The sequence below is a fragment of the Streptomyces longisporoflavus genome, from assembly GCF_014649775.1.
Classification (GTDB): Bacteria; Actinomycetota; Actinomycetes; order Streptomycetales; family Streptomycetaceae; genus Streptomyces; species Streptomyces longisporoflavus.
In genome coordinates this window covers 181,605-207,019 of sequence record NZ_BMTR01000016.1, presented here as the reverse complement: position 1 = coordinate 207,019, position 25,415 = coordinate 181,605, and the positions used below count along the sequence as shown (strand labels likewise).

The window sequence follows — 25,415 nt, the reverse complement described above, 5'->3', positions numbered from 1 at the left end:
CGGGCGATACGGTCACGCCTATGCCTGCCGACTCCGCAACCGCGACGACGCCCGAGGCCGCGCCCATGGCGACGCCCGAGACCGTGTCCGTGTCGGGCTGGGGACGCACCGCGCCCTCCACGGCCCGTCTGATCCGCCCCCGTTCGCCCGAGGAGGCCGTGGCCGCCCTAGAGGCCTGCGGGGAGCGTGGCGGCATCGCCAGGGGCCTCGGGCGGGCCTACGGCGACGCCGCGCAGAACGCGGGCGGCGCGGTCCTCGACATGACCGGCATGGACCGCATCCACGCCATCGACGCGGACGCGGGCACCGTCCTGTGCGACGCCGGGGTCTCCCTGCACCATCTGATGGAAGTCCTGCTCCCGCTCGGCTGGTTCGTGCCCGTCACGCCGGGGACCCGCTATGTGACGGTCGGCGGCGCGATCGGCACGGACATCCACGGCAAGAACCACCACGGGTCCGGGTCCTTCTCGCGCCACGTCATGGCCGTGGAACTGCTCACCGCCGACGGCGAGGTGCGGGCGGTCGAGAGCGGCACCCCCCTCTTCGACGCGACGGCGGGCGGCATGGGTCTGACCGGCGTGATCCTCGCCGCGACGCTGCAACTGCAGCCGGTCGAGACGTCGTTGATGACGGTGGACACGGAGCGCGCCACCGACCTGGACGACCTGATGGCCCGTCTCACCGCCACCGACCACCGCTACCGCTACTCGGTCGCCTGGATCGACCTCCTCGCGCGCGGTGCGTCGATGGGCCGCGCGGTGCTCACCCGCGGCGACCACGCTCCCCTGGACGCCCTGCCGCCACGCGCGCGCAGAGACCCGTTGGCGTTCCGCCCCGGCAGGCTGCCCGCCGCCCCGGACTTCCTGCCCGAAGGGCTGCTCGGCCGGAAGTCGGTGGGCCTCTTCAACGAGCTCTGGTACCGCAAGGCGCCCCGCCTCCGGGTGGGCGAGCTGCAGAAGATGTCGACGTTCTTCCACCCCCTGGACGGCGTCCCGCACTGGAACCGCGTGTACGGCCGCGGTGGCTTCGTGCAGTACCAATTCGTCGTCGGGTACGGCAAGGAGGAGGCCCTGCGGCGCATCGTGCGGCGCATCTCGGACCGCGGCTGCCCGTCGTTCCTCGCCGTACTGAAGCGCTTCGGAGAAGGCGATCCGGGCTGGCTGTCCTTCCCGATGCCCGGCTGGACCCTGGCCCTGGACATCCCGGCGAACCTGCCGGGCCTCGGCGTCTTCCTGGACGAGCTCGACGAGGAGGTCGCCGCGTCGGACGGCCGCGTCTACCTCGCCAAGGACTCCCGCCTGCGGCCCGAGATGCTCGCCGCGATGTATCCGCGGCTCGACGACTTCCGCGCGCTGCGGGCCGACCTCGACCCGCGTGGCCTGTTCCGTTCGGACCTCTCGCGCCGCCTCGCCCTCTAGCAACTCCAGGAGTTGGTCCCATGAAGGACGCCTTCGGCACCCCCCAGTCCCTGCTCGTACTCGGCGGCACCTCCGAGATCGGCCTCGCCACCGCCCGCCGCCTCGTCGCGCGGCGCACCCGTACGGTGTGGCTCGCCGGGCGGCCGTCCCCGGGCCTGGAGAAGGCCGCCGCGGGTCTGCGCGAGCTGGGCGCGGACGTCCGCACCGTCGCCTTCGACGCGCTCGACTCCGAGTCCCACGAGGCCGTGCTCGGCAAGATCTTCGCCGAGGGCGACATCGACATGGTGCTGCTCGCCTTCGGCATCCTCGGCGACCAGGCACGCGACGAGGACGAGCCGCTTTCGGCGGTGCGGGTCGCGCAGACCAACTACACCGGCGCGGTCTCCGCGGGCCTGGTGTGCGCGCGCTCGCTCCAGGCACAGGGGCACGGCGCCCTGGTGGTGCTCTCGTCGGTCGCGGGCGAGCGGGCCCGCCGCACGAACTTCATCTACGGGTCGAGCAAGGCGGGCCTCGACGCCTTCGCCCAGGGCCTGGGCGACGCGCTGCACGGCACTGGGGTGCACGTGATGGTGGTCCGCCCCGGCTTCGTACGCTCCAAGATGACGGCGGGCCTGGAGGAGGCGCCGATGGCGACCACTCCGGAGGCGGTCGCGGAGGCCATCGAGACGGGCCTGCGGCGGCGCTCGGAGACGGTGTGGGTGCCCGGCGCGCTGCGGGTGGTCATGTCGGCGCTGCGGCACGTGCCGCGGGCGGTGTTCCGGCGCCTTCCGGTCTAGGGCGCCGGGCCGGCTCAGCGGGCGGGCAGCGTGCTGTGCTCGACCGGGGCCATGGCCTGCGGAGGCACCACCGGGCCGCCACCGCCGAAGGCGAACTCGCGCAGCTTGCGCCACACCCCGTCGGAGCCCTGCTCGTACAGCGCGAAGCCGGTGCACGGCCACTCGGCCGTGTAGTCCGAAAGCTCCTCGTATGCCCGGTCCATGGCTTCTTCGGAGATGCCGTGCGCCACCGTGACGTGCGGGTGGTACGGGAACTGCAGCTCGCGCGCGATGGGCCCGGAGGCGTCCCGCACCCGCTCCTGGAGCCAGCCGCAGGCCGCGCCGCCCGCCACCACCTGGACGAAGACGACGGGCGACAGCGGACGGAACGTGCCCGTTCCGGAGAGCCGCATCGGGAAGGGGCGCCCGGCCGCCGCGACGGCCCCCAGGTGCGCCTCGACCGCGGGCAGCGCCGAGGCGTCCACCTCGGTCGGCGGCAGCAGCGTGACGTGGGTGGGGATGCCGTGTGCCGCGGGGTCACCGAAGCCCGCGCGCCGCTCCTGGAGCAGGCTGCCGTGAGGCTCCGGAACCGCGATCGACACACCGATCGTTACGGTCCCCACGTCGTACTCCTGTCGTCGGATGGCGGGCAGAGGGCGCTGCTGTATCGGGCTTGTCGCAGAGGGCTGCGTGGCTCAGTGCTTGGCGGGCAGAAGACCGACCGCGTCGTACGCACGGGCGAGGGTCTCCGCGGCGACGGCGCGCGCCTTCTCCGCGCCCTTGGCCAGGATCGAGTCGAGCGTCTCCGGGTCGTCCAGGTACGCCTGGGTGCGGTCCCGGAAGGGAGTCACGAAGTCGACCATGACCTCGGCGAGGTCCGTCTTCAGCGCACCGTAGCCCTTGCCGGCGTACTTCTGCTCCAGTTCCGGGATACCGGTGCCGGTGAGCGTGGAGTAGATCGTGAGGAGGTTGCTGACACCGGGCTTCTCCGCGGTGTCGTAGCGCACCACGGTGTCCGTGTCGGTGACCGCGCTCTTGACCTTCTTCGCGGTGGCCTTGGGCTCGTCGAGGAGGTTGATCAGACCCTTGGGGGTGGACGCCGACTTGCTCATCTTGATCGACGGGTCCTGGAGATCGAAGATCTTCGCGGTCTCCTTGAGGATGTACGCCGCCGGGACGGTGAACGTCTCGCCGAGGCGGCCGTTGAAGCGCTCCGCGAGGTCGCGGGTCAGCTCGATGTGCTGGCGCTGGTCCTCGCCCACCGGGACCTGATTGGCCTGGTAGAGCAGGATGTCCGCGACCTGGAGGATGGGGTACGTGAAGAGGCCGACGGAGGCCCGGTCCGCACCCTGCTTGGCCGCCTTGTCCTTGAACTGGGTCATGCGCGACGCCTCGCCGAAGCCCGTGAGGCAGTTCATGATCCAGGCGAGCTGCGCGTGCTCGGGGACGTGGCTCTGGACGAAGAGCGTGCACCGCTCCGGGTCGAGCCCCGCGGCCAGGAGCTGGGCGGCGGCGAGCCGGGTGTTGGCACGCAGGTCGGCCGGGTCCTGCGGGATCGTGATCGCGTGCAGGTCCACCACCATGTAGAACGCGTCGTGGGACTCCTGCAACGCCACCCACTGGCGAACCGCGCCGAGGTAGTTGCCGAGGTGGAACGAGCCTGCGGTGGGCTGGATTCCGGAGAGCACGCGAGGACGATCAATGGCCATAGGGCTCATTCTCTCAGGTGTCTCTCATTGCTCGGAAACAGCCGTGTGACGGGTGTGCCGCGATCTTGTGGTCCACCGGCAGTTCGGGGTCACCGATGAGACGAGGAACACAGGCCGCCGGAGGGTCCCGGGCAGCCGCCCCGGTCATGGCGCAGAGCGACCGGGGCGGCCGTGCGGTCCCGGTGATCGGTCGATCAGCCGGGTCGGCGGGTCAGTGGCCCGGCAGGCCCGGGGCCGGGTGGGTGGTCATCAGGGCGGTGACCTCTGAGCGGATCTTCGTCAGGGCGTCCTCGTCACCGGCCCGGGCCGCGGCGACGCCTCGGTCGATCAAGTCGGCCACGGTCGGCATGTGCTGCGTGCCGAGACCGCGGGAGGTGAGCGAGGGGGTGCCGATGCGGATGCCGGAGGGGTCGAAGGGCTTCCTCGGGTCGTAGGGGACGGTGTTGTGGTTGACGACGATTCCGGCCCGGTCGAGGGCCTTGGCGGCGATCTTGCCGGGGACGTCCTTGGGGGTGAGGTCCATCAGGATCAGGTGGTTGTCGGTGCCGCCGGAGACCAGGTCGAAGCCGCGGGCGAGCAGGGCTTCGGCGAGGGCGCGGGCGTTGGCGACGACCGCGTGGGCGTAGTCGCGGAAGGAGGGCTGCGACGCCTCGTGCAGGGCGACCGCGATGGCCGCGGTGGTCTGGTTGTGCGGGCCGCCCTGCAGGCCGGGGAAGACCGCCTTGTCGATGGCCTTGGCGTGCTCCTCGCGGGACATCAGCATCGCGCCGCGCGGGCCGCGCAGGGTCTTGTGGGTGGTCGTGGAGATCACGTCCGCGTGCGGCACCGGCGAGGGGTGGGCGCCGCCCGCGATCAGCCCCGCGATGTGCGCGATGTCGGCGACGAGGACGGCCCCCGCCTCGTGGGCGATCTCCGCGAAGGCGGCGAAGTCGATGGTGCGAGGGAGGGCGGTACCGCCGCAGAAGATCAGCTTCGGGCGTTCCTTGAGGGCCAGGTCGCGGACCTCGTCGAAGTCGATGCGGCCCGTGTCGTGACGGACGCCGTACTGGACGCCGCGGAACCACTTGCCCGTGGCGGAGACGCCCCAGCCGTGGGTGAGGTGGCCGCCCATGGGCAGGGCCATGCCCATCACGGTGTCGCCGGGCTCGGCGAAGGCGAGGTAGACGGCGAGGTTGGCCGGGGAACCGGAGTAGGGCTGGACGTTGGCGTGCTCGACGCCGAAGACGGACTTGGCGCGGGCGACGGCGAGGCGCTCGACGGGGTCGATGTTCTGCTGGCCCTCGTAGTAGCGGCGGCCCGGGTAGCCCTCGCTGTACTTGTTCTGCAGGACCGTGCCGGAGGCTTCGAGGACGGCGGCGGAGACGTAGTTCTCGCTGGGGATCAGCCGCAGGGTGTCGGCCTGGAGCTGCTCCTCGGCGGCGACGAGGGCGGCGAGGTCGGGGTCCTCGGCGGTGAGCGCGGGGTGGCTGAGGATGTTCGGCGAATCCGCGGGATTCGGGGAAACGGGAGAAGCGGGAGAAGCGGGGTGAGTCATGGCGTCCTCCGGGGCGAGCGGTGTGTGTCCGGTCGTGGTCCCGGGGTGCCCAGGCGGGCGGCACCTCGAAGGTTCTGCCTTGCACGGCTTCCTCGGGGTCCGTTCCCCGTACGCCAGTCGCCGTGCTGTAGATACGAGCCTAGCGGGCACGCCGGGTCGGCGGGTTTCCTCGTCCACGATCCGAGCGACGATAGAAATGGGCGCCACACCCGCCCCCCGCCGCAGGACGAACGGAGACCCCGTGTCGACTACCGAAAAGTTCATCACCTCGGCCGAAGCGCACAGCGCGCACAACTACCACCCCCTGCCCATCGTGGTCGCGTCGGCGGAGGGTGCCTGGATGACGGACGTCGAGGGGCGCCGCTACCTCGACATGCTCGCCGGATACTCCGCGCTGAATTTCGGCCACGGCAACCGCCGGCTGATCGACGCGGCCAAGGCGCAGTTGGAGCGGGTGACGCTGACCTCGCGGGCCTTCCACCACGACCGCTTCGCCGAGTTCTGTACGCGGCTCGCCGAGCTCTGCGGCAAGGAGATGGTCCTGCCGATGAACACCGGGGCGGAGGCCGTGGAGACGGCCGTGAAGACCGCCAGGAAGTGGGGGTACCAGGTCAAGGGCGTGCCCGACGGGCGGGCGAAGATCGTGGTCGCGCGCGACAACTTCCACGGCCGGACCACGACCATCGTCAGCTTCTCGACGGACGCCGAGGCGCGCGCGGACTTCGGCCCGTACACGCCGGGTTTCGAGATCGTTCCGTACGGCGATCTGACGGCGATGCGGGCCGCCGTCACGGAGAACACCGTGGCCGTGCTCCTGGAGCCGATCCAGGGAGAGGCCGGAGTGCTGGTGCCGCCGGCCGGATATCTCGCGGGCGTACGGGAGCTGACGCGCGAGCGGAACGTCCTGTTCATGGCGGACGAGATCCAGTCGGGGTTCGGCAGGACGGGGAAGACGTTCGCCTGCGAGCACGAGGGTGTGGTGCCCGATGTGTACGTCCTGGGCAAGGCGCTCGGCGGGGGTGTCGTGCCGGTGTCGGCGGTGGTGGCGGACGCGGATGTGCTCGGCGTGTTCAAGCCGGGTGAGCACGGCTCGACGTTCGGCGGCAACCCGCTGGCGTGCGCGGTGGGCCTTGAGGTCGTCGCCATGCTGAGCACGGGCGAGTACCAGCAGCGGGCCACCGAGCTCGGCGAGCACCTGCACGCCGAGCTGGGGCTGCTCGCCGGCACGGGCACGGTCACGCAGGTGCGGGGGCGCGGGCTGTGGGCGGGCGTCGACATCGACCCGTCGTACGGCACGGGCCGCGAGATCTCCGAGAAGCTGATGGACCGGGGCGTCCTGGTCAAGGACACCCACGGTTCGACCATCCGGATCGCACCGCCACTAGTGATCAGCAAGGAGGACCTGGACTGGGGGCTCGATCAGCTGCGGGCTGTGCTGGCCTAGTCCGCTATCCCTTCGGTGCCGGCCTCGTTCGCGGCGCCGGGGGTTCAGCGCTTGACGCCGACCCCGCCGAACATGGCCACGTCCTCGACGCCCGCCGCATCTTCCTCCGTACGCCAGCGGTTGCACGAGACCACGCCGGGGTCGAGCAGCTCCAGGCCCTCGAAGAAGCCGGTGACCTGCTCGGGGGTGCGCTGCGTGAGCTTGGGAGTGCCGTTCTCGTTCCAGAACGCCACCGCCTCGTCCACGTCGGGCATCTCCGGGCTGGTGATCGTGTGCGAGAGGACCAGGTGGCTGCCGGCCGGCAGCGCGTCGAGCAGCCGGCGCACGATGCCGTACGCCTCGGAGTCGTCGCCGATGAAGATGACGACTCCGAGCAGGATCAGCCCGATCGGCCGGTCGAAGTCCAGGGTCTTCGCCGCGTGTTCGAGGATCGCGTCGACGTTGCGCAGGTCCTCGTCGAGGTAGTCCGTCCTGCCCTCGGGGGTGCTGGTGAGCAGGGCGCGGGCGTGGGTGAGGACCAGCGGATCGTTGTCCACGTAGACGACACGCGACTCGGGGGCGATCCGCTGGGCGACCTCGTGCGTGTTGTCGGCGGTCGGCAGGCCCGTGCCGATGTCGAGGAACTGCCGGATGCCGCACTCGGTCACGAGGTGGCTCACCGCGCGCCCGAGGAACTGCCGGTCGGCGAGGGCGTAGTCCCCGATACCGGGGTGCAGGGCGCGGATCTGGTCCCCGGCGGCCTGGTCGACGGCGTAGTTGTCCTTGCCGCCGAGCCAGTAGTTCCAGATCCGGGCCGTGTGAGGCTGCGTGGTGTTGATCCTGCTGTCGGACATGTTCGCTTCGCCTCCGAGTGCGTCATATCGATCAACCGGCAGCGTACTAGGGGCATTTGACCCGGCCACCCAGCCGCCCGGCCGCCCAGCCGCCCATCTGTACGTCAGAGGATCACGTGCGGCAGGAACCTCGCGTACTCGTCCGTGATCAGACCCGACGACTCCCGGATGCCGAGCCCGGCCGCCTCGTCCTCGACGACCCACGCACCGAGCACCACGCGGTTGCCGTCGAAGTCGGGCAGCGGTGCAAGCTCCTGGTAGCAGCAGGCCTCTTCGCGTACGACGGGCTCTGTGCCCGGCGGATGGATCGTCACCCCGGCGCCCTCCCGGCCCAGGAGCGGCTTGGCGACGTAACCCGGGCCGGAAGCCAGCTCGCGCGGGCCGTCCAGGTAGGCGGGGAGGAGGTTGGGGTGGCCGGGGTACAGCTCCCAGAGGATCGCGAGCAGCGCCTTGTTGGACAGGAGCATCTTCCAGGCGGGCTCGATCCAGAGGGTGGAGCCGGTGCCGCCGCCGTTGTCCAGGGTCTCCAGGACATGCGGGGCGAAGCGGTCGGTGGTCAGCCACTCCCACGGGTAGAGCTTGAAGCAGCTGCGGATGAACCCGAGCTTCTTGTCGACGAAGCGCCGCGAGAGACGGTCCCAGCCGATGTCCTCCATGGAGATCGCCTCGGTGTCGAGCCCGGCCTGCTGCGCGGTCTCGCGCAGATACGCGACCGTCATCAGGTCCTCGCCGAGCTCGTCGCCCGCCGAGTGCGCGAAGTACAGGGGGCCGCCCGGCGGCAGCAGCGGTGCCTGCTTCTTCCAGGCGTCGACGAGGCGTTCGTGGAGGGAGTTCCACTGGTCGGCGCCGGGGAAGCACTCCTCCATCCAGAACCATTGGGGGCTCGCGGCCTCGACCAGGGAGGTGGGGGTGTCGGCGTTGTACTCCAGCATCTTGGCCGGGCCGCTCTTGCCGTCGTAGTGCAGGTCGAACCTGCCGTAGAGCGAGGGGAGTTCGGCCTTGCGGCGCCAGGCCTCGGTGACCGCTTCGGCCACCCGGGGGTCGGTGATGCCGAGGTCGGCCAGGCGGTCGTGCTCGACGATGTGCCCGGCTGCCGCGAGGCACATCGCGTGCAGTTCCTCGACGACCTCTTCGAGGGCCTCGACCTCGGGCAGCGAGAAGACGTAGCAGGCGGACTCGTCCCAGTAGGGGCGCAGCGAGTCGTCGGGGTAGCGGGTGAGGGGGTAGATGAGCCCCTGGTCCTCGACGGTCTGCTGCCAGCCGGGGCGGGGGGTGACGGTGCGGCGTTCCATGGCCTCGGGTTCCGGTTCTCGGGTCGGATCTCGGGTTCCGGGTCTCGGATCTCGGGTCTCGGGTTCCGGGTCTCGGTCTCTGTACTGGCCGGCTCAGCCGCCGCCGCTGCCCGAGCAGCCGAAGCCGTCGCGGTCGACCGCCTCACTGCGGCTGAAGGTGCCGTAGTCGGCGCGGCGGCCGTCGATGTCGGCGTCGTAGTACCAGTCGGCGTCCATACGACCGGACTTGCCGGTTCCGTACGAACTGCCGCCGCTCTTGCGTGCCTTGCCGGCGGAGGAGCTTGACGAGCCCGAGGAGCCCGAGCCGCTCTTGCAGTTCTTGTCCGCGACGATCTTGTAGCCGGTGAGGTAGTCGTAGCTGTCGCGGTCCACGCATCGCTTGTCGGGTTCCGACCCGCACGAGGTCAGGGCCGCCGCGAGGACGCCCATTCCGCCGAGTACGACCGTGCTGGAGCGCAGCCTGCGCCGCCGCGCCTTCTGTCCCTGGCCCGGCTCCGGCTGTCCCTGGCCCGGCTCCGGCTGTCCCTGGCCCGGCTTCTGCTGCGTCTTCTGTCCTTGCTCCGCTGCCATTCCTCTGCTGCTCCCCCGTTGGCGTGTACGTGTTCATCGAGCAGTGATCAGCGTAGGGAAACGTCCGTGCATCGCGCCAACCGGCTCCGCGAAAACCCGCTCCTCCACCGTCACTTCGTGTCTCTTGGGCTGGTTTGAGACCAAGAACCACCGCCACCAAGCCTTACGGCAGCACCCCGCACAACGCCTCCAGCGCCCCCGCCCACGCGTGATCCGGCGGCGTCCCGTACCCCACCACCAGGGCGTCCCGCTCCGGGAGATCCGTCGCCGCCGGGTGTCGGAAGCTCGCGAGGCCCTGTACCGCGAGGCGTTGCCAGCTTGCCGCCTGGATCACCGAGCGCTCCGTTCCCGGCGGCAGTTCGAGCACCGCGTGCAGGCCCGCCGCGATACCGGAGGCCCGCACATCCGGCGCCCGTGTCGCGAGGGCCGCGACCAGTTGGTCCCGTCGACGCCGGTAACGCAGCCGCGCGCCCCGCACATGACGGTCGTACGCGCCCGACGTGATGAACTCGGCAAGGGTCAGCTGGTCCAGCGCCCCGCAGGCCCATTCCGCGCCGCCCTTCGCCTCGACGACCTCGGCGGCGATCGGCGCAGGCAGGACCATCCAGCCGAGCCGGAGGCCGGGGGCGAGGGACTTGCTCGCCGTGCCGAGGTAGACCACGCGGTCGGGGTCGAGGCCCTGGAGCGCGCCCACCGGCTGCCGGTCGTAGCGGAACTCGCCGTCGTAGTCGTCCTCCAGGATCAGTCCGCCCTCGCGCCGCGCCCAGTCCACGGCGGCCGCACGCCGGTCGGGGTGCAGCGGGACCCCCATCGGGAACTGGTGCGCGGGCGTCAGAAGCGCCACCTTCGGCGTACCGGAAGCCACGTCCGACCCAGATCCCGACCCAGATCCCGGCCCAGATCCCGGCCCCCCGCTCAACTCCGCCGTGGAAGTGCCCAGTTCGTCGAACGGCAGCGGCCTCGTCCGCAATCCCGCTCGCTTCAGCAGATTCCAGTGCACGTCGAGTCCGTACGACTCGACCGCCACCTCGCGCAGACCCCGGCCCCGCAGCACCCCGCCGAGCAGGCTCAGGCCCTGCGCGAACCCGGCGCAGACGACGATGCGGTCCGGGTCCGTGTGCACGCCCCGCGCGCGGGCGAGGTAGTCGGCGAGGGCGGTGCGCAGTTCGACGCGGCCGCGCGGGTCGCCGTACCCGAGCGCGTCGTTCGGCGCGGCGGCCATGGCCCGGCGGGCGGCCTTGAGCCAGGCGGCGCGGGGGAAGGACGCGAGGTCGGGGGTGCCCGGCTGGAGGTTGTACGTCGGGCCGCCCGCGGCCCTGTGGCGCGGGGCGGGATCGGCGGGGCGTGACACGGCGCGGTCGGTGACGCGGGTGCCGGAGCCCTGGCGGGCGGTGAGCCAGCCCTCGGCGACGAGATCCCCGTAGGCGTCGGCGACCGTGTTGCGGGCGATGCCCAGGTCCGCGGCGAGGCTGCGGGACGAGGGGAGGCGGGTGCCGGGGGCGAGCCTGCCGCCGCGCACCGCCTCGCGCAGGGCGTCCGTCAGGCCCTTGCGCACGCCTGTGTGCGTCGCATCGCCGGCACGCGCGCCCGTGCGTGACGCCACGCCGACCGTGTCCAGGTGGAGGTCGACGCCCAAAGTGGCCCACGATTCTTCCATGGGAATGGACCATACCTGTGGGCTATTCCGGTCGTACGGTCGACGGCATGACGACGAACGAGAACACCGCGGCCACGGAACAGAACACCGAGTACCTCCACGAGCACACCCCCCGCCTCGACTGGCACCAGCTCGCGCCCGACGTCTTCAAGGCGATGGTCCGGCTCGACGCGGCAGCCCGTAAGGGCGTCGACCCGGTGATCCTCGAACTCGTCAAGATCCGCGCCTCGCAGATCAACCACTGCGCGCTCTGCCTCGACATGCACAGCAAGGACGCCCTGGCGGCGGGCGAGAGCGTCGAGCGGATCATCCAGCTCAGCGCCTGGGAGGAGTCGCGGCACTTCTACACGGCGCGGGAGATCGCCGCCATCGAGCTGACGGAGGCGATCACCGTCCTGACGGACGGCTTCGTGCCGGACGAGGTGTACGAGCGGGCCGCCGCCCTCTTCAAGGAGGAGGAGCTGACGCAGCTGATCGCCGCGATCACGGTGATCAACGCGTGGAACCGTTTCGGCGTCGCGACGCGCCAGGCGCCCGGCCACTACACGGCCGGAGACCACAAGTGAGCGCCCGGACCACCCACCTCGACAAGGGCTTCGCCACCGCGCTGTCCGCGCTGAGCGCCGCCGCGAAGAAGGGGCTCGGCGACCCGGCGCTCGCCGAGCTCGTGATGATGCGGGGCTCGCAGATCAACGCGTGCGCGTTCTGCCTCGACATGCATGTGGACATCGCCGTGCGGAACGGCGAGACGGCGAAGCGCATCGCACTGCTCAACGCCTGGGCCGAGGCGGGTGACCTCTACAGCGAGCGCGAGCGTGCCGCCCTCGCGCTGACCGAGGCGGTCACCGTCCTGACGGACGGGTTCGTCCCCGACGCGACGTACGAGGCGGCGGCCAAGCACTTCGACGAGGCCGGACTCGCCCATCTCATCGGGGTGATCACCGTCATCAACAGCTGGAACCGGGTGATGGTCAGCCGCCGCACCGAGCCGGGAGGGTACGCGCCGTGAGCCTCGTGGACGACTTCCGCTCGCTGCACCACGGGCGGGCGCCGGGTGATCCGCTGGTCCTGCCGGGGCCGTGGGACGCGGTCAGCGCGCGGGTCTTCGCGGACGCCGGGTTCCCGGCCCTGGCGACGCCGAGCGCGGGGGTCGCGGCGTCGCTCGGGTACGCGGACGGTGCGGTGCCGCCGGACGAGATGTTCGCCGCCGTACGCCGAGTGGCGCGGTCCGTGTCCGTGCCGGTGTCCGCGGACGTCGAGGACGGCTACGGCCTGCCGCCGGAGGAACTGGTGGAGCGGCTCCTGGAGACGGGCGCGGTCGGCTGCAACCTGGAAGACTCCTCGGGCGGGGCCTTGAAGGATCCGCGCGAGCAGGCGGAGTGGCTCGCGGAGGTACGTTCCGTGGCGGGCGACCGGTTGTTCGTGAACGCCCGGGTGGACACCTTCGTACACGGCGACGGTGATCCGGAGCAGGCGATCGAGCGGGCACGGCTGTACGTCGAGGCGGGCGCGGACTGCGTCTATCCGATCCTCGCGCCGCCCGGGGTGCTGCCGCGGCTGCGGGCGGGCATCGAGGGCCCCGTCAACGTGGCGGCGAAGCCCGACGGGCCGTCCCTGCGGGAGCTGGGCGAACGGGGCGCCACGCGCATCACGTTCGGTCCCGGCCTGCTGCTCCGCGCGACGCAGGCGCTGCGGGAGATCGCCGGGAGCCTGAAGTAGCGGGAAGCAGAGGAACCGCGGGAAGCGCACGGAAGCGGACGTGACGGTGCCGGGGGTGTCCATCGCGAAGGACACCCCCGGCACCGTCATCGTCACACCGCCGCGCTCGGCGACAACATCACTTCTTCGGGATCCACTTCTCCCACGTCGCCTTGTTGTCCTTGATCCACTTCTCGGCCGCTGCCTCGCCGGACATCTTGTCCTTGGCGATCGACATGGCGACCTCGTTCTGCTCCTCGGTCGTCCACTTGAAGTTCTTCAGGAACTCCGCGGCGTCGCCGCCGTCCTTGGCGAAGTCGGCGTTGAAGTACTTCTGCAGCGGGGTGTTGGCGTAGCCGCACTTGGTCTTCGTCTCGGGCTCGTTGCAGCCCTCCTCGAACGGCGGCAGCTTCACCTCGACCATGTCCATGTCGGCGTTGGCCCACAGGGGCTCCCACCAGTAGCTGATGAACGGCTCCTTGGCGGCGTACTTGCGCTGGATCTCCTTGATCTGCGCGGCCTCGTTGCCGGTGTCCTTGATCTTGAAGTTCAGCTTGTGGTTCTTGATCAGGAACTCGTCGTACGTGGTGTACGAGGGCGCCGCGCCGATGAACTCGCCCTTGTCGCCGCTGCGGTTGCTCTTGAAGTCCTTGGCGAACTTGTTGAGGTTCTTGTAGTCCAGGATCTCCGGGTGCTTGTCCGCGTAGTACTTCGGCACGTACCAGCCGATGTGCCCGGTGACGCCCAGGTCGCCGCCCTTGACGACCGTCTTCTTGTCGTCGATGTAGAGCTTCTGCTTCTTGGGCTGGCCGTCCCAGTCCTCCAGGATCGCGTCGGCCTTGCCGTTGTTCAGGGCGTCCCAGGCGATCGGCTCGTCGAGCTGCTGGAGTTCGACCTTCTTGACGCCGACCTCGTCCTCGAGGAGCTTCTTGGCGACCTCGGCGTTGGCGCGTGCGCCGACCCACGAGGGGACCGTGATGGTGACCTCGTCGGCGCTGCCGGAGGACTTCGTGTCGGCGGCACTGCAGGCGCTGAGCGCCACCATGGACGCGGCGCCGAGACCGGCGATGACGGCTGTGCGTATCCGCTTGTTGTGGTTCACGAGATTGTTCCCTTAGGTAGCAGGAGAGCAGCTGGAGAGCGAAATTCCGCGGGGCGGACGTACGTCAGCGCAGTGCGCGTTCCTTGACGTCGGCGCCGGGCTGGGAGATGCGGTCGAGCAGCAGGCCGAGGCAGACGATCGCGATACCGGCCGTCAGGCCGAGACCGAGGTCGCCCTTGGTGAGGCCCCTGACCACGTCCACGCCGAGCGCGCCGCCGCCGATCATGCCGCCGATGACGACCATGGACAGGACGAGGACGACGCCCTGGTTGAGGGCGACGAGCAGCGCGGGCCTGGCCAGCGGCAGCTGGACCTGCCGGAGCTGCTGGCCGGTGGAGGCGCCCAGCGAACGGGCCGCCTCCAGGGCGGAGGGGTCGATCTGGCGGATGCCCTGGGCGGTGATGCGGATGACGGCGGGCAGCGCGTAGATGACCGAGGCCACCGCCGCGGCCGCGGGGTTGGAGCCGAACAGCGCGATCATCGGGATGAGGTAGATGAACGCCGGCAGGGTCTGCATGGTGTCGAGCACCGGCCGGATGCCGCGCTCCACCCAGGCCACGCGGGCCGCGAGCACGCCGATGGCGAAGCCCAGGATCAGCGTGACCACCAGGGCGGCGATGACCTGCGAGAGCGTGTCCATCGAGCGGCTCCACAGCCCCATCGCGCCGATCGCGGCGAGCGCGAGCACGACGGTGATCGCCGCACGCCAGCGGCCCGCGAGATAGCCGAGGACGCCGGCCACCAGGAGCACCGCCCACCACGGGGTGGCGAGCAGGGCGTCGAACAGCGGGTTGATGCCGTAGTCGATGAAGCCGTTCGCCCAGGTGAGCGTGCCGCCGATGACCGGGATGCCGGAGCCGAGCTCGCGCTCGATCCAGCCGACGACCTCGTTGATCGGCTGGGAGATGTCGATGACCCAGTTCTCCGGCCACTCGGTGCGGCCGAGCGCCTGGCCGAGTACGGCGGCGCCCGCGATCACCGCGGCCATGGCGGCCCACACGACGCGGGTCGCGAAGGCGCTGCGCGCGGGTGCCGCGTCGTCGACGCGTTCGCCGAACCCGGCGGTCGTACGGTCCAGCCAGACGGCGATGAGCACGATCGCGATACCGGCGGGCGCCGCGAGGCCCACGTCGAGGGTGGAGATCGCCGTGAAGATCGGATCACCCAGACCGCCCGCGCCGACCACCGTGGCGAGGACGACCATCGAGAGACACATCATGATCGTCTGGTTGAGGCCGAGCAGCATCGGCTTGCGGGCGAGCGGAAGCCGCGCCGTCCACAGCCGCTGCCAGGCGCTGGCGCCGAGCGACCGGGAGGCCTCAAGAGCCGCCGCGTCGGCGCCGCGCAGGCCGAGCGAGGTGAGCCGGGCCATCGGCGGAGCGGCGTAGATGACGGTCGCCATGAAGACGGCCGGGGTGCCGACGTCGAACATCAGGACGAAGGGCAGCAGATACGAGAAGGCCGGAAGCACCTGCATGGTGTCGAAGACCGGCCGCAGGATGCGCTCGGCCCGGTCCGAGAGCCCGGCGGCGAGACCGAGCAGGACGCCGACGAGACCCGCGACGGCCACGCAGACGACCATCAGGGCGAGGGTCTCCATCGCCTCTTCCCACACGTCGAGCACGCCGATCACCGCGAAGGTGCCGAAGGCGATGCCCGCGAGGGCCAGCGCGCGGCGGCGCAGGTTCGCCCCGCCCGCGTACCAGGAGACGAGCACGGCGGCGACGGTCACACCGATGAAGCCGAGGCCCTCCAGAGCGCCGAGCACACCGTCTACCGCGGACTCCGAGGTGTTGCTGATGTGCAGCAGGAAGTACAGGAAGACCGGGTGGGTGTCGCGGTTCTGCGCCATCCAGGTGTTGATGTCGTCGAGCGGCGAGCGCACGTCGAAGGTCAGGTCGGCGGGCCAGGCGCCGTTCGCGGTGACGAGCGCCGAGACGACCGCGACCAGGAGGGCGGCGACCAGCGCCATCGCCTTGGGGTTGCGCAGGAGCGCGGCCAGCGGTCCGGGGGCGTCGGAGGAAGGCGGGCCCGGCGGGGACACGCCGTCCTTCTTCTCCAGTACGGAGGCGGGGGCGGCACTCATACGGCAGCCACCGCCTTGTCCCGCGGATCCGTGTCGAGACCCGCGACCACCGCGAGGAGCTGCTCGTGGTCGACGACGCCGAGGGTGCGGCCGTTGTCCACGACGCGGCAGTGCTCGCCGCTGCGCGCGACGGCCTCGATCGCGTCGACGACCAGCGTGTCGGGGCCGATCGCGGCACCGGACTCGGCCTCGTCGCCCAGGGCGGGACGCATGGCACGCCGTACGGAGATGACCTGCTCGCGCGAGACGTCCTGGACGAAGTCGCGGACGTAGTCGTCGGCGGGGTTGGCGACGATCTCCTCGGGGGTGCCGAGCTGCACGATGGCGCCGTCCCGCATCAGCATGATGCGGTCGCCCAGGCGCAGGGCCTCGCTCAGGTCGTGGGTGATGAAGACCATCGTGCGGCCCTCCTCACGGTGCAGGCGGATGACCTCTTCCTGCATGTCCCGCCTGATCAGCGGGTCGAGCGCGCTGAACGGCTCGTCGAAGAGCAGTACTTCGGGGTCGACGGCGAGGGCGCGGGCCAGGCCGACGCGCTGCTGCTGGCCGCCGGAGAGCTGGGTGGGGCGGCGCTCCTCAAGGCCTTCGAGGCCGACCTTGGCGACGACCTCCATGGCCTTGGCCCGGCGCTCCGCCTTGGAGACACCCTGGATCTCCAGGCCGTAGCCGACGTTGTCCAGGACCGAACGGTGCGGAAGGAGGCCGAAGTTCTGGAAGACCATGGCGGCCTTGTGCCGGCGCAGGTCGCGCAGCTGGTTCTTGTCCATGCCGAGCACGTCCTGGCCGTCCATGGTTATGGATCCGCTGGTCGGCTCTATGAGCCGGGTCAGGGTCCGCACCAGCGTGGACTTGCCGGAGCCGGAGAGGCCCATGACGACGAAGACCTCGCCGCGTTGCACGTCGAAGCTGACGTCCCGCACGGCCGCCGTGCAACCGGTGCGCTCGCGCAGCTCGGCCGTGGAGAGTCCCGCGTACTCCTCGTTGCCGGGGATGCGCTGCGCCTTGGGGCCGAAGACCTTCCACAGGTCACGTACGGCGAAGACGGGGGCCGCCGGCTCCGCGGCGGGCGTCTTGTCAGTGGTGGTGGTCATCGGACATCACTCCCGGTCAGCAGTTCCGCGCACTTTTCCCCGACCATGAGTACTCCGATCATCGGGTTCACGGCAGGCATCGTCGGGAAGACGGATGCGTCCGCGATTCGGATTCCGTCGAGTCCCCGAATCCTCAGCTCCGGGTCGACTACGGCAAGTTCATCAGTGGAAGCGCCCATTCGGCAGGTTCCGGCCGGGTGGTACACGGTGTGGGCGGCCTTGCGCACCAGCTCGCTGATCTCGGCGTCGTCGGTGACGTCGGGGCCGGGGAAGACCTCACGCTTGAGCCACTTGGCGAAGGGCTCGGCCTGCGCGACCTTACGGGCCAGCTTGATGCCGTCGACGAGCGTCTGCCCGTCGTAGTCACCATCGTCCTCGAAGTACTTGAAGTCGAGAGCGGGCTTGACTTCCGGGTCGGCCGACGTCAGATAGACGCGGCCGCGCGCACGGGACTTGGGGATGTTCGGCGTCATCGACACGCCGTGCTCCGGGCGTTCGTAGCCCAGGCGCTCCGGGTTGTCCGTGAAGGGGATCTGGTAGAAGTGGAACATCAGGTCAGGGCCCTTGTGGTCCGGGTCCCGCTTCACGAAGAGGCCCGCGTCGGAGTCCATCGCGGAGTTGTCGGGCAGCGGCCCGTTGGTCTCCCAGACGATGACCGACTCGGGGTGGTCGAGGAGGTTCTCGCCGACGCCCGGCAGATCGTGCACCACGGGGATGCCGAGGGCCCGAAGGTCCTTGGCGGGACCGATGCCCGAGTGCATCAGCAGGCGCGGGGTGTCGACGGCGCCCGCGCAGACGAGCACCTCGCGGCGGGCGGTGAGCAGTTGCTCCGCGCCGTCCTTCGTACGGATGTGGACACCGCGCGCGGTCGTGCCCTCAAGCTCCAGCTTGGTGGCCCAGGTCTCCAGGAACAGGTGGAGGTTCGGGCGGTCGCCGGCCTCCATGTGGGGGTGGAGGTAGGCGACGGAGGCGGAGGAACGCTTGTTGTTCTCCGGGTGGTAGGAGAGGTCGAAGAAGCCGACGCCCTCGTCGAAGGGCTTGTCGTTGAAGCCGATGACCTCGGGGACGCCGAGGGCGGTCTTCGTCGCCTCGACCCAGTCCGTGGCGATCTGGTTCTGGTCCTTCTTGGCGACGCGCACGATGTTGTTGCGCAGCTTGCCGAAGAAGGGGTCCATCGCCTTGGCGCCCCAGCCGGTGGCGCCCGCTTCTTCCCACTCGTCCCAGTCGGAGGGCAGCGGCTTGAAGGAGATCAGGGTGTTGTGCGACGAGCAGCCGCCGAGGACCTTGGCGCGGCTGTGCAGGATGTGCGAGTTGCCGCGCGGCTGCTCGGTGGTCGTGTACCCGTAGTCGAGATCGCCGCCGAGGAGGCCGAGCCAGCGGCGCAGCGTGAGGACGTCCTCGCGGTCGATGTCGCTGGGGCCGCCCTCGATGACGGCGACGGTGACGCCGGGGTCCTCGGTGAGGCGGGACGCGATCACCGACCCTGCGGTACCGCCGCCGACGATGACGTAGTCGTACTCGGTGGTCTCAGCCATGCGTGCTGCTCCTCTTCCTGCGAGGTGTGGTGCCAAGGTGCTTGCGCGTATAGAGCGGGGGGTGCTCGGACGTACGGACATACACGCGTGCGCGGGGGCGGGACTGCCGCCCCCGCGCACGCATCGTGAAGTCGGGCCTCAGCCCGCGAACCAGCGGACCGGCCGCGGTGCGAGGTTCTGGTAGATGTGCTTGGACTCGCGGTACTCGGCGAGCCCTGCGGGTCCGAGCTCGCGCCCGACGCCGCTCTTGCCGAAGCCGCCCCACTCCGCCTGCGGCAGGTAGGGGTGGAAGTCGTTGATCCAGACCGTGCCGTGGCGCAGGCGCCGCGCCATGCGGCGGCCGAGGCCCGCGTCGTTGGTCCAGACGGCGCCCGCGAGGCCGTACTCGGTGTCGTTGGCGAGCGCCACGGCCTCGTCCTCGGTGCGGAAGGTCTCGACGGTCAGGACCGGGCCGAAGACCTCCTCGCGCACGACGCGCATCTCGCGGTGGCACTGGTCGAGCACGGTCGGCTCGTAGAAGTAGCCGGTCGCGGGGCGCACTTCGCTGGGCTCGGGGCGCTTGCCGCCGCAGCGCAGGACCGCGCCCTCCTCCAGGGCGGACGCGACGTACGCCTCGGTCTTCTCGCGCTGCTGCTGCGAGACGAGCGGGCCGCACTCGACGCCGTCCTCGGTGCCGCGGCCGAGTTTGATCTTCGTGGCCCTGCGGGCGAGTTCGGCGACGAAGCGCTCGCGCACCGACTCCTCGATGATGAGACGGCCGCCGGCGGAGCAGACCTGCCCGCTGTGGATGAAGGCGGCGTTCAGCGCCTGGTCGACGGCGGTGTCGAAGCCCTCTTCGGTGGCGCAGGCGTCGGCGAAGACGACGTTCGGGTTCTTGCCGCCGAGTTCGAGGGCGACCTTCTTGACGCCGAGGGCAGCGGCCTGCGCGACCTTGGTGCCGGAGACGAGGCCGCCGGTGAAGGAGACCAGGTCGACGTCGGGGTGGTCGGAGAGGCGGGCGCCGACGGTGTGGCCGGGGCCGGTCACGATGTTGGCGACTCCGGCGGGCAGGCCCGCCTCGACGAGCAGCTCGATCAGCGCGACCGTCGTCAGCGGAGTGACCTCACTCGGCTTGATGACGAAGGTGTTGCCCGCGGCGAGCGCGGGGGCGATCTTCCAGCTGGCCTGGAGCAGGGGGTAGTTCCAGGGCGTGATCATCGTGCAGACGCCGACCGGCTCGTGCACGACGACGCTGTGGATCTCGTCGGAGCCCGCGTCGACGACACGGCCCGCGCCCTCGCCGATCACCAGGTCGGCGAAGTACCGGAAGGCGTCGGCGACGCAGTCGACGTCGACGCGGCCCTCCTCGACGGTCTTGCCCGCGTCGCGGCTCTCCAGGAGCCCGATCTTCTCGCGGTCGCGTACGAGGAGGTCGGCCACACGGCGCAGCAGCGCGGCCCGTTCGGCGACGGGCGTGGCCGGCCACGGTCCGTGATCGAATGCCTCACGTGCGGCGGCGATGGCCGCGTCGGTGTCCTCGGTACCGCCCTCGGCGATCAGTGCGAACGGCTTGGCATCAGCCGGGTCGAGGATCTCGCGCGTGGCGCCGGAGAGGGCATTTCGCCACTCTCCGCCCACATGGATGGTCTGTTGTGCGGACACGTCCCGTTTGCCTTCCGTTCCTGTCATACGCCCCGCCTGTCACTCGCGGTAGCCGGGAGCATCTGCCCTAAGGCAGAGAAACCATGCGCATTACATAACCGAAAGTGCTCTGTGTCACTGCGCGTGCAGGCACTTGGGGCGAAACGTACGCGGAAGACGGGTTTGTGCGCCCTACTTGTCGGCGGCGTGAACGGCCTCGGAGTCGAAGTCGAGGTCCGCGGGCTCGTCCTGGACCGCGAGACCCGCCACCCACAGTGGCATCAGCCAGTGCACGACGAACGCGGTGAAGAGCGCCGGGAAGAGCAGGCCGTGCGTGCTCCATCCCTGCTGCGCGGCGATGCCCGCACCGGCCGCGGCGGCGAGGAGCAGCCACAGCATGATCTGCCGGGCGCGTGCCGCGACGCGGAACCGCTCCGCGCGCTGGCGCTCGTCGAGGGCGCGTTCGCGCAGTTCGAAGAGGCCCCGGGTGGAGGCGTTGATGACGCCGGTGGCCAGGCACCACGGCAGGAGGAGCCCGAGCATCGTCCACATCGCCCAGCGCTGGTCGGCGACGACCGTGAGCAGCCAGGTCGTGACGCTCGCCGCCGTCAGCGCGATGTGGGCGCAGACCGCGACGCGCCTGCGCGTGGCGGTGGCGTACATCGACGCTCCCTCGCTCCGGTTCATGAGCGCAAGCATCCGCCGGTCGTACCCCGTCATTTCCTGCGTCATCCCTGACTCCTCCCGTAGACCTCGTCCGTGAGCGGGCGGAACGGCCGGAGGGAGAACAGCGCCTCCACCGGCAGTCCGAAGAACCCCGCGATCTTCAGCGCCAGGTCGAGGCTGGGGTTGTACTGCCCGCGCTCGATGTAGCCGATGGTCTGGTAGTGGACCCCCACCGCCTCGGCCAGGCTCTGGCGCGACACTTTCCGCTCCGCGCGCACCATCGCCAACCTGTTGTGCACTTGCTCGCTCATGTATAAGAAGTACTACATTGCTGAGCAGATACGCAACGGCAAGCTGCGTACAGCCGTGTCAGTGCGTGCCAGGCTCGGGGCAGATCTCCTCCGGCGGGCAGAACCACGAGAGCGCGGTGCTCAGGAACTCCTCCTCGTCGCCCCTGCCGTCCGCGTCGGAGCCGTACACCGCGAGGGCGTACAGCTTCCCGTCCACCGCCTCGAAGCGATGGTCGATGACGTGCCAGGTGCCGATGTCCGGCTCCCCCTTGAACCGGTCGGCCGTGTAGTCCAGCCGCGCCGCGGGGCGGCCCCCGTCGTCCGTGCGCTCCAGCGGGGCGAGTTGGTCGAAGCCGCCGGGCTTGCCTTCCGCGTCCAGCCAGATCCGCAGCGATTCGTACGGTGACGGCTCCGCCACCCGGTACACCTGCAACCGCCGGTCGCTCTGCGGGCTGCGGTAATTGACGACGGTGGAGTCCTCGCCCGCGACCGCGTCACGGATCCAGCCGCGCGGGACGGCGAGGCGGTAGCCCTCCTGGTCGGACACCTCTTCGTACGGAGCGGGGGGCACGCCCGCCGGGGTGGGCGCCGCGGTGTCCCCGCCCTCGGCGTCCGTGCCCGTGTCGGCGCCGGGCACGGGCTCGTGCACCGTCAGATACCCCGTCGGCCCCGGCTCGTCCTTCCAGCCGAGCGCCCAGACGGCGAAGGCAAGGCCGCACAGCGCGAGGACGGTAACGACACCGCGCATGGCCTTGCCCTGGTGCACCGCGTCCCGGTCGTGGAGCGCGGCGATCCGCTGCTCCTGCTCGTGGCCGACCCACTCCTGGCGGTCGTCGTCGAAGATGCGCACCGCTCGTCACTCAGCCCGTGATCTGGGCGATCGCCTGCAGAACGGCCGTCACGGACGCGGCTGTCGCGGCGGCGGCGCCGTACTGCTCAAGGCGCGTACGGAGCCTGCCGAGCAGTCCGCTGCCGCCGTGCCCCACGCGGCCGATCTCCCGCTCCACCTCGCCCAGTTCGGCGTCGAGGGCCTCGTCGGCGGCCGTGAGCTCGTCCGCCCGGCTCAACTCGCCGCGCAGCGCCCTGACCCGGCCGAGCAGCTCCTGCTGCTTCGGGTCGGACACCACCACCGTGTGGTTGGTGGACTCGGCCTTGCCGTGCGCGCCGAAGGCCTGCGAGCCGCCGGTGATCGAACCGATCTGGACGTGCGCACCGCCGCCGCTGTCCTCGTCGCCGCTCATGCCGTGCTCCTCTCGGTGGTGTGTGTGGCCTGGCCGTGCGAGCCGGTGGCGATGGCGCCGCCGGACATCTCCGTGATGTAGACCCCGCTGTTGTTGATCTGCGTGATGTTCTGTTCGAGCCGGTCCGTGCGGAAGCCGCCGGCCCGCAGCGCGTCGCGTACGCCCTCGCCGATGCGGTCCTGGAGGGTACGGACGTAGCGAGCGACGTCCATCTCCTGGAAGAGCGAGAGTTCGTCGGTGCTCGCCAGCTCCCGCAGGCTGATCAGCGGGGCGTCCGGCGGCGGTGGCGCGGGGCGGCCGATGCCGAGCCGCGTGCACAGGGACCGCAGGGCGCGCGCGGGCGCCGGCCCGCCGGGCGCGGCTTCGGGCTGGGCCAGCCAGAGCCGGAACGAGGGCAGCAGCGAGGGCAGTGCGCGCAGGGCGGCGATGCCGACCGCCACGCCCACCGCGGGGCCGTCGACGCAGGCCCGCAGGGCGTCACGGACCGGGCCCTCCGGCTCGCCGGCCACGATGGTGTCGACCTCGCGGAACTCGGGGACGATCGGCCCGAGCACGTGCGGCACCACTTCGAGGACCAGCATGCCGCCCTGGGTGTGCACTCTGACCAGGAGCGAGACGACGACCTGTTCGTTCCACGCGCCGACCCGGATGCGCAGGAAGTGCCGCCGCGCCTCGCCGCCCTCGCCCGCCGCCCGTTCGAGATGCCGGGCGGTCTGCCCGGCGTCGTAGAGCCCCGCGGTCTCGTACCCGTGCCCGGTGTAGAGCTGCTCGTCGCGGCCCGCGCCCGCGGGGAGATAGACGAACTCCTCGATTTCCAGGTCCCGGAGCCGGTCCACGCTGGTCGCGGCGGCGGACCGGCGCAGATCCTTCAGGCGCGGCTCGATCATCTTGATGACCTCGCGCGCGGCAAGCGGTTCGTACGCGCGCTGAGAGGGCACCCCGCCGTCCTGGTCCGTGTCGGCGCGCTGGAGTTCGAGGACGACCGACCACGGCTTGCGGGGCTTTCCCGCGCCGACGAAGGGGCGGTTCGCGTCGTACAGCGTGAGAGGCGCGTTCTGTTCGCGGTGGATGCAGTCGACGATGCGGGAGAACCGCCGCGGGATGCCGGGCTGCGGCCTCTCGGCGAAGGCCTGGCGGGCCAGCTGCGTGCGCAGGGTCCGCTTGCGCAGGAACTGATGGCGCCAGACCACTGCCGCGACGAGCAGCGGGAAGATCACGGGGTACGGGGTGTCCCTGATCACGGTGATCGCGGAGAAGGCGTACGACGCGGCGCACCACCACACGAAGGCGGTCACCAGCCAGCCGATCCTGCGCCGCAGCCAGGCCAGCGGCGCGGGCAGCTCCATCCGCCGCAGCGTCCCGCCGTCCGTCCCCCGGCCCGAGACGACCCTGGCGAACCAGAGAAGCAGGACCACCACGGCGTACGCGATCGCCCACCCGCCCGGCACGAAGGCACCGAACGTGCCGTCGGGCCCCGAGTCGGCGAGATCGTCCGGGTCGAAGGCAAGGAGCGCGAGATCCGCGCCGGATACGCCCGACTCACCGCCCCTGGAGTCTTCGAGGGAGTCCCAGGTCATCACCGCGTCGGTGGCGAGGAACCCGATCCATACGGCCGCCAGGAGCAGCGCGGTGAACAGTTCCTCGCGGCGGGCGCGCAGCGCGTGTGCGAGCACCGGAAGCACGTCGGCGCCGAGCGGCGGCGCCACGGGGCGCTCCGCGTGGCCCACGAGTTCTGAGACGACCCGCCTGCGGAACACCGCGTCCAGATGGACGCCGGCGCACAGCAGTCTGGTGGCCTCGGTATTTCCTGCCATGGCCAACTCCGTCTGCACAAAGAGGAATTGGAGAGTAACGGAGGGTGCGTGCGGTGGCCACACAAAGGTGCCTATGCCCCTCGAATAAGTGAATGCCCGGCGCTCGGACGAGTGACGATCACCGCTCGGCGGGCGCGCCGAGCACCTCCCGCACACACCCGCGCAGCCACGCGTGAGCCGGATCCGCGTCGTGGCGCGGGTGCCAGGCGATGCCCAGCGGAAGCACCGGCAGGTCAAGGGGGACGTCGAAGGTGACGAGGCCGAGGGTGTCCGTCAGGGGCCGCGCCCAGGAGACGGCGAGGCCCACCAGATCCGTGCGCAGCAGCAGGAAGAACGACGAGGGGTAGGACCCCATGCTGCCCACCACCCGCCGCGTGAGGCCCCGTTCGGCGAGGACGGTGTCCAGCGGCCCGTGCAGTCTGCCCTTCCGCGAGACCGTGACGTGGTCGGCGGCGGCGAACCGCTCGGGGGTCAGCCTGCCCCGCAGCAGCGGATGCCCGGGCCGCACGACACCCAGCATCCGGTCGTCGCGCAGCCGCTCCACCCGCACCTCGGGCGCGGTCGTGTCGATCACGCCGAGTTCCAGGTCGGCGGTGCCGTCGCGCAGCAGGGGCGCGTCCACATGACTCTCGCCGAGGAAGCGGATGCGTACGCCGGGCGCCTCTTGCGCGGCGCGGGCGAACAGCGCGGGACCGTAGGCGGCGGCGATCGCGTCGTGCCCGAGGACGGTGAGGGTGCGGGAGACGGTGCGCAGGTCGCTCGCGCCGGGCCCGGCGAACAGGGCCCGCGCCCGCTCCACCACCGCGCTCACCTCGGCCCGGACGGCGAGCGCGTGCGGGGTCGGCACCATCTGCCGGCCCGCCCGTACGAGGACGGGGTCGCCCAGGGCCTTGCGGATGCGGCCCAGGGTGCGGCTCATCGCGGGTTCGGACAGATGGAGGCGGCGGGCGGCGCCCGACACGCTCTCCTCGTCGAGCAGCACGTCGAGGGCGAGCAGGAGATTGAGGTCGAGGCCCCTGCCGGGATCGCTCAGCTCGGATTGCGTCACGCGCATATATCC

At 70.8% G+C, this 25,415-nt stretch carries 24 protein-coding genes and 1 riboswitch; of the genes, 6 read left to right on the top strand and 18 right to left on the bottom strand.

Translation table 11 applies throughout. From position 1 onward, the window contains the following. Positions 1-20: 20 nt before the first annotated feature. Both dprE1 and dprE2 read left to right on the top strand, forming a co-directional pair. Complete coding sequence (gene dprE1 / locus IE226_RS29955) at positions 21-1,418, top strand: decaprenylphosphoryl-beta-D-ribose oxidase (protein ID WP_190084524.1); 1,398 nt, start codon at positions 21-23, stop codon at positions 1,416-1,418. Positions 1,419-1,438: 20 nt separating this feature from the next. Beyond that, positions 1,439-2,194 carry a decaprenylphospho-beta-D-erythro-pentofuranosid-2-ulose 2-reductase gene (gene dprE2, locus IE226_RS29950; protein WP_190084523.1) on the top strand — a complete coding sequence of 252 codons (756 nt, stop codon included), beginning with the start codon at positions 1,439-1,441 and terminating at the stop codon, positions 2,192-2,194. Between the two features lie 14 nt (positions 2,195-2,208). Here dprE2 and IE226_RS29945 read toward each other — a convergent pair whose 3' ends face one another. From IE226_RS29945 to glyA, 3 genes are all read right to left on the bottom strand, one after another. Continuing rightward, a complete protein-coding gene (locus IE226_RS29945; protein WP_190084522.1) occupies positions 2,209-2,796 on the bottom strand; it encodes a 2'-5' RNA ligase family protein in 588 nt (195 codons plus the stop codon). A gap of 72 nt (positions 2,797-2,868) precedes the next feature. Next, positions 2,869-3,882 (bottom strand): tryptophan--tRNA ligase, encoded by a 1,014-nt coding sequence (gene trpS, locus IE226_RS29940; RefSeq protein ID WP_190084521.1) that lies wholly within the window; start codon positions 3,880-3,882, stop codon positions 2,869-2,871. Positions 3,883-4,093: 211 nt separating this feature from the next. Then, a complete protein-coding gene (glyA, locus tag IE226_RS29935) occupies positions 4,094-5,416 on the bottom strand; it encodes a serine hydroxymethyltransferase (protein ID WP_229871613.1) in 1,323 nt (440 codons plus the stop codon). A gap of 40 nt (positions 5,417-5,456) precedes the next feature. Further along, a riboswitch (ZMP/ZTP riboswitch) is annotated at positions 5,457-5,547 on the bottom strand. A 110-nt stretch (positions 5,548-5,657) separates the two neighbouring features. On the opposite strand from glyA, the gene rocD reads away from it, so the two are divergent. Further along, a complete protein-coding gene (gene rocD, locus IE226_RS29930; protein WP_190084520.1) occupies positions 5,658-6,860 on the top strand; it encodes an ornithine--oxo-acid transaminase in 1,203 nt (400 codons plus the stop codon). 44 nt (positions 6,861-6,904) lie between these two features. Here the strand turns inward: rocD and IE226_RS29925 are convergent, their stop codons facing one another. The 4 genes from IE226_RS29925 to pdxR all read right to left on the bottom strand — a co-directional run bounded on the left by IE226_RS29925 (position 6,905) and on the right by pdxR (position 11,212). Continuing rightward, positions 6,905-7,693, bottom strand: a complete 789-nt coding sequence (locus IE226_RS29925) for an SAM-dependent methyltransferase (RefSeq protein WP_190084519.1) — start codon at positions 7,691-7,693, stop codon at positions 6,905-6,907. Positions 7,694-7,797: 104 nt separating this feature from the next. Then, positions 7,798-8,985, bottom strand: a complete 1,188-nt coding sequence (locus IE226_RS29920) for a glutathionylspermidine synthase family protein (protein ID WP_190084518.1) — start codon at positions 8,983-8,985, stop codon at positions 7,798-7,800. Between the two features lie 93 nt (positions 8,986-9,078). Beyond that, positions 9,079-9,414: a hypothetical protein gene (locus tag IE226_RS29915; RefSeq protein WP_190084555.1), complete on the bottom strand. Its 336-nt coding sequence runs from the start codon at positions 9,412-9,414 to the stop codon at positions 9,079-9,081. 304 nt (positions 9,415-9,718) lie between these two features. Further along, positions 9,719-11,212, bottom strand: coding sequence for a MocR-like pyridoxine biosynthesis transcription factor PdxR (gene pdxR, locus IE226_RS29910; RefSeq protein WP_190084517.1), 1,494 nt, complete (start codon positions 11,210-11,212; stop codon positions 9,719-9,721). A 47-nt stretch (positions 11,213-11,259) separates the two neighbouring features. On the opposite strand from pdxR, the gene IE226_RS29905 reads away from it, so the two are divergent. The 3 genes from IE226_RS29905 to IE226_RS29895 are packed head-to-tail and all read left to right on the top strand — an operon-like array spanning position 11,260 to position 12,931. Further along, the gene (locus IE226_RS29905) at positions 11,260-11,778 is read left to right on the top strand and encodes a carboxymuconolactone decarboxylase family protein (protein WP_190084516.1); all 519 of its coding nucleotides are present in this window, start codon (positions 11,260-11,262) and stop codon (positions 11,776-11,778) included. Further along, positions 11,775-12,221, top strand: a complete 447-nt coding sequence (locus IE226_RS29900) for a carboxymuconolactone decarboxylase family protein (protein ID WP_190084515.1) — start codon at positions 11,775-11,777, stop codon at positions 12,219-12,221. The genes IE226_RS29905 and IE226_RS29900 overlap by 4 nt, the downstream gene beginning before the upstream one ends. Next, complete coding sequence (locus IE226_RS29895; protein WP_190084514.1) at positions 12,218-12,931, top strand: isocitrate lyase/PEP mutase family protein; 714 nt, start codon at positions 12,218-12,220, stop codon at positions 12,929-12,931. Before IE226_RS29900 ends, IE226_RS29895 begins: the two co-directional genes overlap by 4 nt. Positions 12,932-13,049: 118 nt before the next feature. Here IE226_RS29895 and IE226_RS29890 read toward each other — a convergent pair whose 3' ends face one another. From IE226_RS29890 to IE226_RS29840, 11 genes are all read right to left on the bottom strand, one after another. After that, positions 13,050-14,012, bottom strand: coding sequence for a glycine betaine ABC transporter substrate-binding protein (locus IE226_RS29890; protein WP_229871612.1), 963 nt, complete (start codon positions 14,010-14,012; stop codon positions 13,050-13,052). Between the two features lie 64 nt (positions 14,013-14,076). Further along, positions 14,077-16,098 carry an ABC transporter permease gene (locus tag IE226_RS29885; RefSeq protein ID WP_190084513.1) on the bottom strand — a complete coding sequence of 674 codons (2,022 nt, stop codon included), beginning with the start codon at positions 16,096-16,098 and terminating at the stop codon, positions 14,077-14,079. Next, positions 16,095-17,189 carry a quaternary amine ABC transporter ATP-binding protein gene (locus tag IE226_RS29880; protein WP_190084512.1) on the bottom strand — a complete coding sequence of 365 codons (1,095 nt, stop codon included), beginning with the start codon at positions 17,187-17,189 and terminating at the stop codon, positions 16,095-16,097. The genes IE226_RS29885 and IE226_RS29880 overlap by 4 nt, the downstream gene beginning before the upstream one ends. Beyond that, positions 17,186-18,724, bottom strand: coding sequence for a GMC family oxidoreductase (locus IE226_RS29875; RefSeq protein WP_190084511.1), 1,539 nt, complete (start codon positions 18,722-18,724; stop codon positions 17,186-17,188). Before IE226_RS29875 ends, IE226_RS29880 begins: the two co-directional genes overlap by 4 nt. Before the next feature lie 138 nt (positions 18,725-18,862). Further along, entirely contained in the window at positions 18,863-20,392 is a 1,530-nt protein-coding gene (locus tag IE226_RS29870) for an aldehyde dehydrogenase family protein (RefSeq protein ID WP_190084510.1), read from the bottom strand. A 144-nt stretch (positions 20,393-20,536) separates the two neighbouring features. Then, positions 20,537-21,076 carry a hypothetical protein gene (locus IE226_RS29865; RefSeq protein WP_190084509.1) on the bottom strand — a complete coding sequence of 180 codons (540 nt, stop codon included), beginning with the start codon at positions 21,074-21,076 and terminating at the stop codon, positions 20,537-20,539. Next, on the bottom strand, positions 21,073-21,321 hold the full coding sequence (locus IE226_RS29860) for a helix-turn-helix transcriptional regulator (RefSeq protein ID WP_190084508.1): 249 nt from the start codon (positions 21,319-21,321) through the stop codon (positions 21,073-21,075). Before IE226_RS29860 ends, IE226_RS29865 begins: the two co-directional genes overlap by 4 nt. A 58-nt stretch (positions 21,322-21,379) precedes the next feature. Continuing rightward, entirely contained in the window at positions 21,380-22,150 is a 771-nt protein-coding gene (locus IE226_RS29855; RefSeq protein WP_190084507.1) for a serine/threonine kinase C-terminal domain-containing protein, read from the bottom strand. A 10-nt stretch (positions 22,151-22,160) separates the two neighbouring features. Further along, positions 22,161-22,541, bottom strand: coding sequence for a hypothetical protein (locus tag IE226_RS29850; protein ID WP_190084506.1), 381 nt, complete (start codon positions 22,539-22,541; stop codon positions 22,161-22,163). After that, complete coding sequence (locus tag IE226_RS29845) at positions 22,538-24,355, bottom strand: AbeC-like domain-containing protein (RefSeq protein WP_190084505.1); 1,818 nt, start codon at positions 24,353-24,355, stop codon at positions 22,538-22,540. The genes IE226_RS29850 and IE226_RS29845 overlap by 4 nt, the downstream gene beginning before the upstream one ends. Before the next feature lie 118 nt (positions 24,356-24,473). After that, positions 24,474-25,409: a LysR family transcriptional regulator gene (locus tag IE226_RS29840; RefSeq protein ID WP_190084504.1), complete on the bottom strand. Its 936-nt coding sequence runs from the start codon at positions 25,407-25,409 to the stop codon at positions 24,474-24,476. Positions 25,410-25,415: the final 6 nt, after the last annotated feature.

Bases quoted from the DNA above. Each gene is read 5' to 3' on its own strand.
- dprE1 (WP_190084524.1), top strand. From the start codon at position 21: ATGCCTGCCGACTCCGCAACCGCGACGACGCCCGAGGCCGCGCCCATG.
- dprE2 (WP_190084523.1), top strand. From the start codon at position 1,439: ATGAAGGACGCCTTCGGCACCCCCCAGTCCCTGCTCGTACTCGGCGGC.
- trpS (WP_190084521.1), bottom strand. From the start codon at position 3,882: ATGGCCATTGATCGTCCTCGCGTGCTCTCCGGAATCCAGCCCACCGCA.
- glyA (WP_229871613.1), bottom strand. From the start codon at position 5,416: ATGACTCACCCCGCTTCTCCCGCTTCTCCCGTTTCCCCGAATCCCGCG.
- IE226_RS29925 (WP_190084519.1), bottom strand. From the start codon at position 7,693: ATGTCCGACAGCAGGATCAACACCACGCAGCCTCACACGGCCCGGATC.
- IE226_RS29920 (WP_190084518.1), bottom strand. From the start codon at position 8,985: ATGGAACGCCGCACCGTCACCCCCCGCCCCGGCTGGCAGCAGACCGTC.
- IE226_RS29915 (WP_190084555.1), bottom strand. From the start codon at position 9,414: ATGGGCGTCCTCGCGGCGGCCCTGACCTCGTGCGGGTCGGAACCCGAC.
- pdxR (WP_190084517.1), bottom strand. From the start codon at position 11,212: ATGGAAGAATCGTGGGCCACTTTGGGCGTCGACCTCCACCTGGACACG.
- IE226_RS29905 (WP_190084516.1), top strand. From the start codon at position 11,260: ATGACGACGAACGAGAACACCGCGGCCACGGAACAGAACACCGAGTAC.
- IE226_RS29885 (WP_190084513.1), bottom strand. From the start codon at position 16,098: ATGAGTGCCGCCCCCGCCTCCGTACTGGAGAAGAAGGACGGCGTGTCC.
- IE226_RS29880 (WP_190084512.1), bottom strand. From the start codon at position 17,189: ATGACCACCACCACTGACAAGACGCCCGCCGCGGAGCCGGCGGCCCCC.
- IE226_RS29875 (WP_190084511.1), bottom strand. From the start codon at position 18,724: ATGGCTGAGACCACCGAGTACGACTACGTCATCGTCGGCGGCGGTACC.
- IE226_RS29870 (WP_190084510.1), bottom strand. From the start codon at position 20,392: ATGACAGGAACGGAAGGCAAACGGGACGTGTCCGCACAACAGACCATC.
- IE226_RS29865 (WP_190084509.1), bottom strand. From the start codon at position 21,076: ATGACGCAGGAAATGACGGGGTACGACCGGCGGATGCTTGCGCTCATG.
- IE226_RS29860 (WP_190084508.1), bottom strand. From the start codon at position 21,321: ATGAGCGAGCAAGTGCACAACAGGTTGGCGATGGTGCGCGCGGAGCGG.
- IE226_RS29850 (WP_190084506.1), bottom strand. From the start codon at position 22,541: ATGAGCGGCGACGAGGACAGCGGCGGCGGTGCGCACGTCCAGATCGGT.
- IE226_RS29845 (WP_190084505.1), bottom strand. From the start codon at position 24,355: ATGGCAGGAAATACCGAGGCCACCAGACTGCTGTGCGCCGGCGTCCAT.
- IE226_RS29840 (WP_190084504.1), bottom strand. From the start codon at position 25,409: ATGCGCGTGACGCAATCCGAGCTGAGCGATCCCGGCAGGGGCCTCGAC.